Below are 11688 nucleotides of genomic sequence, written 5' to 3' on the forward strand. Positions count from 1 at the left end.
GAACGGCGGACTGTTAATCCGTATGTCACTGGTTCGAGTCCAGTTGGAGGAGCCAGATTTAGAAAAGCCCGCGCTATTACAGTGCGGGCTTTTTGCTTTCTACCTTTTCTTTTCCAATTCTCGTTCATTTTAATTCTTATTAATAACCATGAAAAATACCGCCAATCTCAATCCTCTATAATTCCTTTTATTCGATTATCTGTTTTAGAAATGCACAATATGTCGTTTATCTATGCACTTAAATAAATATCATTGATTGTCCTTTGACATATCAAATCGACCGCTATATGATACACGCCACTTAATGTTATTCCTCCATAGTTCAGTTGGTAGAACGGCGGACTGTTAATCCGTATGTCACTGGTTCGAGTCCAGTTGGAGGAGCCATTTTTGTTTGTGTCACCCTCGTAACCTTTTGATTTTACTCTCTGTTTTCCCTTACATCATTCTCCTATAGACAATAAAAAATACGATTAAATGGTAGCTATTTAATCATTTTCGTATTAGCATTCGTTTCCGGCTTGACTATTTAGTCCAATCCAATCCTTGATCTTTCGATTTTCCTAAGACACACGGAGCCGGTATATGACCACTGCACAACCTATCACTCTCACTATTCGCCGCCCTGATGATTGGCATGTTCACTTTCGTGATGATGACATGCTAAAAACTGTTGTTCCTTATACCAGTCGTTATTTTGGCAGAGCCATTGTCATGCCAAACCTTGTCCCCCCCGTGACAACAATTGAAGCTGCTCGTTCTTATCGTGATCGTATTAAAGCAGCTATTCCTGCTAGCGATAAGTTTGATCCTTTAATGACTTGTTATTTAACTGATGGCACACAGCCTTCAGAAGTAGAGCAAGGTTTCTTACAAGGTGTTTTTACCGCCTGTAAATTATATCCTGCAAATGCAACAACAAACTCAAGCCATGGTGTCTCTGATATCACAAAAATTTATCCAATCTTAAGTGTAATGGAAAAAATTGGCATGCCATTGCTGATCCACGGCGAAGTCACGGCCTCAAATATTGATATATTTGATAGAGAAGCACGTTTTATTGATAGCGTTATGTCTCCTGTACGTAAACAGTTCCCTGAGTTAAAAATTGTCTTTGAACATATTACAACCAAAGAAGCAGCTCAGTATGTACTTGAAGGAAATGAGTTTCTTGGTGCAACCATTACACCACAACATTTGATGTTTAACCGTAACCACATGTTAGTTAGTGGTGTTAAACCTCATCTTTATTGTCTTCCTATTCTTAAACGTAATATCCATCAAGAAGCGTTAAGACAAGCGGTTGCCTCTGGCCATCCTCGCTTTTTCTTAGGTACAGATTCCGCGCCACATTTACAACACCGTAAAGAATCTTCTTGCGGCTGTGCCGGTGTATTTAACGCACCAACTGCACTTGCCGCCTATGCGACCGTATTTAAAGAGCTTAATGCCTTAGCGCACTTTGAAGCCTTTTGTTCACTAAATGGTCCACGTTTTTATGGATTACCCGTTAATGAAGGCACACTTACACTAACTGAAAAATCAGTTGATGCCCCTGCTCACATTATTTCCGGTAATGAAGCACTTATCCCATTCTTAGCCAATGAAGATATTCGCTGGGATATTACTGTTGATTAATAACGCCTCTTGATGTTTATCTAAAATGCACCATATAATAATCATTCGACTATTAAATGGTGCATCACTCTTTTATCAGAGCTAGTGCACATTTTTTTGTTACAACAAAAATTTATCTTTTTAATCGCGATAAATCTCGTATACTGAAAAGCAACCACGTTGTGTGGGAACTTCTCTCTTAGTCAAAACCGGTTGTATGATTAGGAGGTATTATGAGTAGAAAAAATGAAGTTATTCAGACACATCCTGTTGTAGGCTGGGACATTAGTACAGTTGACATTTACGATGCCATGATGTTGCGTTTACATTATCTTCCTGAAAATGAACATCATCCTGAAAATGCAGTTGTAGATAAAACGCTTTGGCTCACAACAGATATCGCTAGACAGTTGATTCATATTCTTCAAGCAGGCATTGATAAAATTGAATCATCTGAAGATTCTGTTTCAGACAACACCAAGCATTAATAACAAGATCTAGAAAAAAGATAGCGAACGCAAAGCAGGAGTACAATGTACTCCTGTTCTCATTTTCACCTATCTATAAATATTATTTTTATCTATCAATATATTCATATTGAAAATAATTATTCTGATTAATAAATAAGATTTTATTAAATCCAATATTAATAATATTTGTTTTATTCGTTATATCTTAAGAAAAATAATATATAAGCCGAATTGACATAAAACAGCGTTATCTTTATTTTAATTAATAAAGCCAGAAACAAACAAGGAAGTTATTTGTGAAAGTATTAATTATTGATGAATGTTTTTTTACGCGTAATGGTATAAAAAATTTCTTCTCAATGAGAAATATTAGACATGAAATTATTGATACTCCATCTATACAAGAAGCTAATAATTATATTAATAATTCCATGCCTGATATTATATTTATTGATCTAACAAAATACTGCCGAGAAATAGCACATTGTCAGTATTTACAATTCTTTTTTATTTCAACTCGAAATTGCCGATTATATCTCTATATTGATGCAAATTATCCAGACAAGGAAAGGCCTATTGCATTGACAAATAACTGTTTTATCCTCCCTAAAAGAGTTCTGCCTTGGGTGCTTGAAAGAACGTCTCTGCTCACTTCTCGATGCCAAGTTGTCTTCCCAACATACAATCATTCACTGTGTTCCATTTTTAGCGCTCAAGAGCAAAAAATCATTACTTATTGGATGAATGAATTACCCAATCACCAAATTGCTAAAAAACTCTGTATAAGCAATAGCACAGTTTATTCTCACAAAAGACATATTACTGAAAAAATCAACGTGAAAAATAGAATTGAATTGTTTTTTATATATAACATATTAAAGTATGTATATGATAAATAATATTAAAATATAAAGTCAGTGATGTTAGGAAAAATAAAAAGAAAAAAGGAGTCCAATTCCTATTGTTACTCACTGTAAATAGAGTGGCTAATGGGCGTGATGGCCACTTGAAATTTATAATAACATTATGTCTGTAGGGTACATGAAGTATTAAAATAACTACGTTAATCGTTTATATATTTTATTAAATACAAAACTAAGATACGACTAATTGTATTATCACTTCACCCTTTTTATCGCAAGAGTGAAGTGATTTTATGAGCTAATAATTAGGCGATACGTTCAATTTTAGCGGGTAATCCTTGGCGAACTGATGCCCCTGATACCCAATCTAACCACGTATTGGTTATCTCTCGCGTTGGATCTGCAAATCCTAAATCATTAAGATTAATACCATTACCAATACCTTTATCCATCGGTAAAGGTTGTTCATCTAAATAGTGCTGACGAGAACCTAATTCCTGATGTCCATAGCCATGTTCAATTGCTAAAACACCCGGCATAACGCCATCAAGTAAACTAATTTCTGCTTCAACTTGTCCACCAGGTGTTACAATGCGAACGATATCACCATGGTTAACACCCCATTTTTTACCATCTTGAGGGTTAATCGCAACCAAGTTAGTCGGTTTTACCATTCTTAAACGTTGGATCATTCCTGTTGAACTGCTCACCACATGAGACTTAAAGGACATTAACTTTAATGGCCATTGATTTTCAGGATAGTGTTGGTGAATATCACTACCATCAGATAAACGTGGTGGATAATAAGTTGGACAACCACTATAACGTTCGCCCGTTATTGCATGATGGTTTTTCGCAACTTCTTCATTCCAAATCTGCAATGGTTTTTTCCACTGAGGTCCTGTTTCATCACCATTCCATGCTTTATCATAAGGTGCAAAACGACCTCCTCGGGTGTAAATATAGGCAACGCGAAGTACTTCTTCATTTTTTAACGTTGATGCCATTGCAGGCAGAATACGATCAACACCACTCAATAAAATATCTTCATTAGTTGCAGGTGCTACCGGTTTTTCACCCATAAACGCCATATTAGCGGCAACACGTAAATAGTAATCTTCTGCACTATTGATTGGATAGAAATTTCCATCCATATCTTCAATCGCTTTATCACCAAATCCTGGTAAGTCTAAAGCTTTTGCAACAGCAATACAGAATGTCTCCATTGAGATTGGCTGACCTTCTGCTGTTTTAGCAACACGAGGTTCAATAATCGGCCAACGTGCTGTACTGGCTTTCACTTGAACACCAGACCACGGTGCGCTAAATCCCCAACTTTCAAAGTTGTGTGTATCAGGCACAATATAATCTGCCAGCGCCGTTGTTTCATTCATAAAGGCATCAATACCGATAATTAAAGGCAGATGCTTTGGATCTTTAAGACGCTCTTCCATTACTTGACGAATACCCGCAATCCCATAAACAGGGTTGGTCATATTCGTGATCCAAGCTTTTAATGAATAAGGATAACCTGCTAATGCAGAACCCAGTTGCTCCGTTAATTGCCCTGCAGCAAACGGATACCAAGGTGCTTTTGCAGGATATGGCGATTCCCCTTTCTCTACACGTTCACGATATTCATCGGATTTTTCATAGGCTGCTTTACTGCGTGATAACACCATGCCTTTTGGCTTCACTTTACCTTTAAAGCTATCCATTTTGTAACAAGGGCCATCCGTCGCGCCATTAAACTTACCGCCACCAACAGAGACCCCACCTTTAAGGTTTAAGTTACCTATTAGCGCATTAAGCATAATTACGCTCCACGCGGTATAAAAACCATTTCCTCCCATCATACCGCCATGAGAAATAACCGCCGCTTTTCGCCCATAAGCGGTAAATTCACGTCCTAATGCAGCAATTGTTGTTTCGGGTACTTTACAACGCTCACTATACTCAGCCAATGTCATACGTTTAGCCGCTTCATCAAGTAATTGAAAACTTGATTTTACAGTCACTTCTGCACCTGTTTTTAAAGTGACTTTATGCGTAGCAAATAATTGTGCTTTATCGACTTTTGTTGTAGGAACTAATTCACCATCTAGCGATAACACTAAGTTTTGATCTTCCCCTTCAGCAACATCATTCAAATGTGCCGTAGTGAGCATTTGTCCTGAAAGCGGATGTTTTTCGTCACTGATCACAAGGTGGGTCGCATTTGTCCAGCTCTTCTCACCCATATTTTTCATTGAAACTTCGCTTGGTACTGACAGATAGTCTGCATTGTAGCGCTTGTTTTCAATGATCCAGCGGATCATTCCCATCACTAAAGCAGCATCCGTTCCTGGTTGAACAGGAACCCAATGCCCATGGTCGTTCGCTAATGTAGTCGTTAACGGTAATGCCGGAGCCACAACAACATAGTTAAATGAATCACGAATACGGGCATTAGCTAACTGACGACCTTGGCGCTTAAATGGGTTACCTGATTGTGCTGGTGATGTTCCTAAAAACAGCGCAAATTCAACGTAATCCCAATCTGGCTTAACGTGTGCGTTTTTATCTAAATCATTCATTAACGCGCCCGAACCCGCACGGTAAGCTAATCCACAATAAGAGCCATGCGCACCAAAGTTTTTGCTGCCAAATGAATTTTGAGCAAAGCGGCGAATAAATGTATCGCGCCCATCATCACCCGCATTAGTCATTAGTAATTGGTTAGCTTTAGGGCCTAAAGCGGGTTGTTTGGGATCGATTAAAGTGTCTAAGTCACGAATAGCACGTAAACCGTCAACATGACCTTCACCAAAGAGATCACCACCTTCAACAATTTCTTGGATCAACTGCTCAAAACTGATGCGTTTCCACTTACCTTCACCGCGTTTACCTACACGCTTCATTGGTTCAAGAATGCGAGTTGGGCTATCTAAGCTTTCCATCATGGTTGCACCACGCGCACAAGCCGTAGAGCGGTTTTCTAAACCACTTTCCCCCCCCATTTTTTCAAATGCGTCTTTAATTGGCATGTTATAGCCAAAGTGGTGATCATGAGAAAGCGGATGATAAGGATTACCTGCGATACGCAATACTTTATTGTTTGCTCTATCAACGCGGGCACGAACGCCGCATTGTGTCCAACAACCAAAACACTGAGTCATACAAACAGATTGATCAGTATTCGCTTGCCATTTTGTATCTTTGACAACTTTACCTTCAGGTAATAATGAGTTGCCATTGATCCTATCAAGTGTCACTTTTCCTGATGTGCCATCAATTAAGCCATCTATAGCACGTTTAGCAACATCTCGGTAACTGGCAGCAAATGCGGCAATACCACCGATAACCAATCCACCTTTAAGCCATTGACGTCTTGTAAACTTAGCCATGCTGCACTCTCCTGACAACCCAACGAATACTTTCTCTAAATAAAATGGTTAACGCTATCCACAATCCAAATGTCCCAATAATTGCCATCAGTCCATCGTTACCTAGCGTAAACTCATAAGGGTTTGTAATAATGTTATATTTGGGAATATATTGCGCACCCATCAGCATTAACCAGCGTAATACCCATGCAAGTCCCATTGAGACAAATGCCATGATGGTAATGAACGCGACTGAGCGCACTTGTTTTGCCATCATAAGCCCCATAGCGACAGAGATAGCCCATAACGCGATAACACCCATTGCACTCCACCAGCCAAGGCTTCCCATGATTAATTGTTGTCTAATGGCTTGACCTGAAAGCGTGTCACCCGCAACCCATAACCCTGTACAGACAGCCAATAACATTAATGAACTTACAAACCACATGGCTAATTCGCGTTGATGAATGGGTTCGCGACGCGTTCCCAACGCCAGTAATGTGGGTAGTACTTGCATTGCACTAAAAAATAATAAGATAGGTAACCAATATGTATACAATACAGGTCTTGCTTTTAAAATAGACGCTTCACGCCCGGTATATAACAGCAGACCAATCGCTGTTAATGAACAGGCTAATGCCACCCAACGCGTTAATTTGTATTCGCGTTTCCACACTAAGCGGACAACCATTGCAGCAAAATAAAGCATACTAAACGCAGAGAACAATGGCAGTAACAGTGAACCCCATGCCATCCATGACCATGGCGTTGGATAAGCATAAAAATGCCATACTCTGGCTGTTTGGTGTAAATCTGCCGTTAACGCAAGTGGTGCCGTAATACCTGCCGTTATTGCAATAAAGACTGCAACAGCTTCTAAACGTTGATTACCAGCACGACCTTTCCAACATTGCCAACAAGCATACAGCGTCGCACTGCAAGCAATACCGATAAAAAAGAAATATTGCACCGCCCAAGGTAACCAAAAATATTCTTGAGGGATCGCCATCACTTCTTGAATTTGGGAAACTTGAGGGATCATGAGTGAACCTCCTGCTGCCATAATGCGGGTTGTCCCTTATCGGCTAACGGTTGTACAAATGCATCATCTAAGCCGAGATAAAAAACTTGTGGCAATGTGCCACTTTCAGGTTTTAAGACTTTCAGCGCTTTTTCATGCGTGTGTAACATTTTACTGATCGTACTATTAGGATCTTTCATATCGCCAATAATACGTGCCCCACCCACACACGACTCAACGCAGGCAGGTAATAGACCTACTTCAAGGCGATGCGCACAGAACGTACATTTATCTGCGGTTTGTGTTGAGTGGTTAATAAAGCGTGCATCATAAGGGCATGCTTGAACACAATAAGCACAACCTACACAGCGTTCATTATCAACGACTACAATGCCGTCTTTACGTTGGAAGGTCGCTTGAACAGGGCAAACAGGAACACATGGCGGTTCATCACAATGATTACATAATCTAGGCAACAGAACGTTAGTTATCCCTTCTTGCCCCTTGATAGCAACCTGATATTGGTTTACTGTCGTCCTAAATTGTCCTTGAGGCGTCTGATTTTCGATATTACAGCTCACAGTACAGGACTGGCACCCTACACAACGACGTAAATCAATCAGCATCCCATAACGTTTATCCTCTGACCCTTCACGGCGCTCTGGTGATAATTTAATGCCAGCTTCAGCTAAAGGAACGAGAGAAGCTCCTGCGGTAAGGACCCCTAATTGTTGTAAAAATTTTCGTTTTCCAAGATCCATATTTGTCTCCAGTATCACTCAGTTAATCAATCTCACGATGAGTGAAGGAAATAGAAAGTAAAAAGACTGTGTTTGTTATAAGTGCATTGTAAAAATTACTGAAGACGACACCTATTGTGGTTTACCACATACTGGGTATGAACTTGATCCAAAACAATATTTAACATTAGATATTTATGACGATAAAACAGACAATTGGGATTAAAAAAGCACTTAACATTGGGCTATTACTGCTCTTTTTTGTATTTCCGCTACACGCAATAGCCAAAGAGTGGACTATCGGTGTCTTAGCACTACGTGGCGATGCCTCTACGCAACGTCACTGGCAACCCCTTGTTCAAACACTAAATGAACAATTTCCTACAGAAAGCTTTGTGCTAGTGCCTTTAAATCTTGAAGAAATGAAACTTGCTGTTGCGAAAAAACATGTTGATTTTCTACTCACAAATCCTGCGCAATTTATTCAATTAGATAATGCCTTTCCATTACGATGGTTACTCTCTTTACGTTCGGGTTATGAGCCTGATAACACAACTAGAAATGTCATTGGTAGCTTGATTTTAGTGCGTAATGATAGCCCGATTACCTCTGTTCACGAGCTAATCGGAAAACGTGTAGGGGCCATTGCTCCTGATGCTTTTGGTGGTTATCTTTTAGGGTATAAAACACTGCGAGAAGAAGGTATCGATCCTGATAAAGACTTCACATTACGCTTTACTGGTTTTCCCGCAGACGCACTACTTTACCTCTTACGAGATGAAGATATTAATGCAGCGATTATTCCGGTTTGTTTGCTGGAAAATATGGATAATGAAGGGCTTATTCGAAAAAGTGATTACCGGCCAGTTATTTCCTATCAAACTAATACGCCTTGTTTAACCAGCACACCGCTCTACCCCAATTGGTCATTTGCGGCTTTAGATACTGTGCCTGATGAGTTAGTGGATAAAGTCACTCGTGTTTTACTCACCGATGAGAGTAAACCAATGAAGTGGGGGGCCCCTGCTTCACACACACAAGTTGAAAACTTGCTAAAAGAAGTCAATCAACATCCTCGCCAGAGGCAACTTTGGCAAGATGCACAAAGTTGGGCGATCCAGCATCAATTGATTATTGGCCTTTCGCTGACTGCGATTCTTTTTCTTATTCTTAACCAAGTTTGGGTGAGCTATTTAGTGAGACGCCGTAGCCGTCAATTAGAGCATGCACATAATCGTTTAAGGCAACAAAAAGAAGAGTTAGAACATGCCCAACGCTTAAACATATTAGGAGAAATGGCATCTGGATTTGCTCATGAGCTAAATCAACCACTTTCAGCAATTAAAAGTTATGCACAAGGTAGCGTTATTCGCCTTAAAAAAGAAAATGAATTACACCCATTACTACCTGCATTGCAACAAATAGACAAACAAGCGCAACGCGGGGCTGATATTATTAGAAATCTCCGTTTATGGGTTGGAAAACAAACACCTAATACAGATACGATTTTGCTTTCTCACCAAAATATTGCAGAATGTACCCAACATATTTGGACACTTTTACGTGTAGAAGATAAGTATCCACAGGTTTCACTTATTACGCATATTGATGAACATGATACCTTGTGTCTACCCGAAACCTTATTCGAGCAAATCTTATCAAATTTAATTACCAATAGTCTTCAAGCGGGTGCAAAAACGCTGAAAATTAGTACGCATAAAGCACCAGATAGATTACTTGTCGTTATTGAAGATGATGCGGGTGGGATGAGCCATAGCCAACTTGAATCCCCCTTTTCTCCCTTCCAAACAACAAAAACAGAAGGACTTGGATTAGGTTTAGTGATTTGTCAGCGATTATTACTTTCTCAAGGTGCCGATATTCACATTGAGAACCAAAAAAATGCGCAAAATAATGTCGGATTAAAAATCACCCTTATTTTCCCTAACAAAAATAAATAACGGAGAAGAAATGCCAACAATTCACCTTGTTGATGATGATCTTGCTGTCACTGATGCTTGTCAATTTTTATTAGAAAGCTTAGGTTATTCAGCCCATGTTTGGAATGATAGCGAGTTTTTCATCAACAACGTCAATCCCTACCAACAAGGCGTTGTGTTATTAGATATGAGAATGCCAAAACCAGATGGGAGACAAGTTCATCAATATTTAATTGATAAACACAGCACACTGTCTGTTATTTTTTTAACGGGTCATGGTGATATCCCCATGGCAGTTGAAGAAATTAAAAAAGGAGCCATTGATTTTCTACAAAAACCGGTTGATAGCAATGCGTTGCTTTCTGCTTTAGATTCTGCATTTATTGAAACCAATACTCGCTTTACTGCACATGATATTCGTCGCCGTTATGCTTCATTAACGCCAAGAGAAAAAGATATTGCCTACTATGTCATTCAAGGATTGATGAATCGGGAAATTGCAGAAGTAGCGTGTGTTTCAATAAGAACCGTTGAAGTACATCGAGCAAAAGTGATGGACAAAATGGCGGCTAAAAATATTGCAGAATTGGTCACTGCATTACAAGGTATTGAGATAATTTCACCTAATGTGTAACAAAATTTCTTATCTGCGATGAAAAGTGTCACAATATAAGATATTCATTGGAAAAAAGTAAATAGATAGGTTTATGATAAAGTCACCTTCATTTAAAAAATCATTTTTGCAACCTAAATATTGGCTGACTTGGTTTGGGATCGGGTTACTCTATATTCTGGTGCTACTTCCTTATCCTGTTATTTATTGGCTAGGTACTCGCCTAGGCCGTTTTTCTAAGCTGTTTTTAAAAAAACGGGTTCAAATAGCGGAACGTAATCTCGAACTTTGCTTTCCACAAATGCCGAAAAGTGAACGAGAAGCCTTAGTGAATAAAAACTTCGAGTCTGTTGGTATGGGATTATTCGAGACGGGAATGGCATGGTTTTGGCCTGAATGGCGGGTTAAACGCTGGTTTAAAGTCAGTGGACTTGAAAATATCTCGAAAGTTCAAGATTCAGGACAAGGCATCTTATTAATTGGTATCCATTTTCTGACTCTTGAACTGGGCGCACGTATTTTCGGTATTTATAATCCCGGTGTAGGTGTTTATCGCCCTAACGACAACCCTGTTGTGGATTGGTTGCAAACATGGGGCCGATTACGCTCTAATAAATTTATGCTCGACAGAAGAGACATCAAAGGCATGATCCGCGGTTTAAAAACGGGTGAAATTCTCTGGTATGCCCCTGATCATGATTATGGCCCGCGTAAAAGTGTTTTTGTCCCTTTATTTGCCGTTGACAAAGCCGCGACTACAACGGGAACCTATATTCTGGCAAAAACCAGCAATCCTGCATTAATTCCCTTTACACCTAAACGCTTACCTGAAGCGAAAGGCTATGAATTAATTATTTCTCCTGCGATTGCTGATTTTCCGCTTGATAATGAAGAAAATACCGCCAGTGCGATGAATAAAGTGATTGAAAAAGAGATCTTACGCGCACCTGACCAATATATGTGGTTACATCGTCGCTTTAAAACTCGCCCTGAAGGTGATGACTCTTTATATAATGAAATAAAGAAAGTACACTGATAGCAAGTGGCTGTTTTTATCTG

Annotated in this window: 10 protein-coding genes and 1 tRNA gene; 8 read left to right on the forward strand and 3 right to left on the reverse strand. The window is 39.4% G+C overall.

Features of this window, described 5'->3' with window-relative positions:
* The 5 genes from INT04_RS19355 to INT04_RS10475 all read left to right on the forward strand — a co-directional run.
* On the forward strand, positions 1 to 246 hold a 246-nt coding region (locus INT04_RS19355), incomplete at its 5' end, for a hypothetical protein (protein WP_226894066.1).
* A gap of 65 nt (positions 247 to 311) precedes the next feature.
* Positions 312 to 387 (forward strand) — tRNA-Asn (locus INT04_RS10460).
* A gap of 198 nt (positions 388 to 585) precedes the next feature.
* A complete protein-coding gene (pyrC, locus tag INT04_RS10465; RefSeq protein ID WP_193016087.1) occupies positions 586 to 1638 on the forward strand; it encodes a dihydroorotase in 1053 nt (350 codons plus the stop codon).
* 212 nt (positions 1639 to 1850) lie between these two features.
* Entirely contained in the window at positions 1851 to 2105 is a 255-nt protein-coding gene (gene bssS / locus INT04_RS10470; protein WP_075673847.1) for a biofilm formation regulator BssS, read from the forward strand.
* A 278-nt stretch (positions 2106 to 2383) separates the two neighbouring features.
* Complete coding sequence (locus INT04_RS10475; RefSeq protein ID WP_193016088.1) at positions 2384 to 2986, forward strand: LuxR C-terminal-related transcriptional regulator; 603 nt, start codon at positions 2384 to 2386, stop codon at positions 2984 to 2986.
* A 269-nt stretch (positions 2987 to 3255) separates the two neighbouring features.
* Here INT04_RS10475 and ttrA read toward each other — a convergent pair whose 3' ends face one another.
* Genes ttrA through ttrB form a run of 3 tightly spaced genes read right to left on the reverse strand, consistent with a single transcriptional unit; the run spans position 3256 to position 8097 of the window.
* On the reverse strand, positions 3256 to 6336 hold the full coding sequence (gene ttrA / locus INT04_RS10480) for a tetrathionate reductase subunit TtrA (RefSeq protein ID WP_193016089.1): 3081 nt from the start codon (positions 6334 to 6336) through the stop codon (positions 3256 to 3258).
* Entirely contained in the window at positions 6329 to 7357 is a 1029-nt protein-coding gene (gene ttrC / locus INT04_RS10485) for a tetrathionate reductase subunit TtrC (RefSeq protein WP_193016090.1), read from the reverse strand. Before ttrC ends, ttrA begins: the two co-directional genes overlap by 8 nt.
* Positions 7354 to 8097 carry a tetrathionate reductase subunit TtrB gene (gene ttrB, locus INT04_RS10490; protein WP_193016091.1) on the reverse strand — a complete coding sequence of 248 codons (744 nt, stop codon included), beginning with the start codon at positions 8095 to 8097 and terminating at the stop codon, positions 7354 to 7356. The genes ttrC and ttrB overlap by 4 nt, the downstream gene beginning before the upstream one ends.
* A 176-nt stretch (positions 8098 to 8273) precedes the next feature.
* Between ttrB and ttrS the strand changes: the two genes are divergently transcribed.
* The 3 genes from ttrS to INT04_RS10505 all read left to right on the forward strand — a co-directional run bounded on the left by ttrS (position 8274) and on the right by INT04_RS10505 (position 11665).
* Positions 8274 to 10037 carry a tetrathionate respiration histidine kinase TtrS gene (gene ttrS / locus INT04_RS10495; RefSeq protein ID WP_193016092.1) on the forward strand — a complete coding sequence of 588 codons (1764 nt, stop codon included), beginning with the start codon at positions 8274 to 8276 and terminating at the stop codon, positions 10035 to 10037.
* Positions 10038 to 10047: 10 nt separating this feature from the next.
* Complete coding sequence (gene ttrR, locus INT04_RS10500; RefSeq protein WP_193016093.1) at positions 10048 to 10650, forward strand: tetrathionate respiration response regulator TtrR; 603 nt, start codon at positions 10048 to 10050, stop codon at positions 10648 to 10650.
* A gap of 73 nt (positions 10651 to 10723) precedes the next feature.
* Complete coding sequence (locus tag INT04_RS10505) at positions 10724 to 11665, forward strand: Kdo(2)-lipid IV(A) acyltransferase (RefSeq protein ID WP_193016094.1); 942 nt, start codon at positions 10724 to 10726, stop codon at positions 11663 to 11665.
* Positions 11666 to 11688: the final 23 nt, after the last annotated feature.

The organism is Proteus sp. FME41 (assembly GCF_014897315.1).
GTDB lineage: Bacteria > Pseudomonadota > Gammaproteobacteria > Enterobacterales > Enterobacteriaceae > Proteus.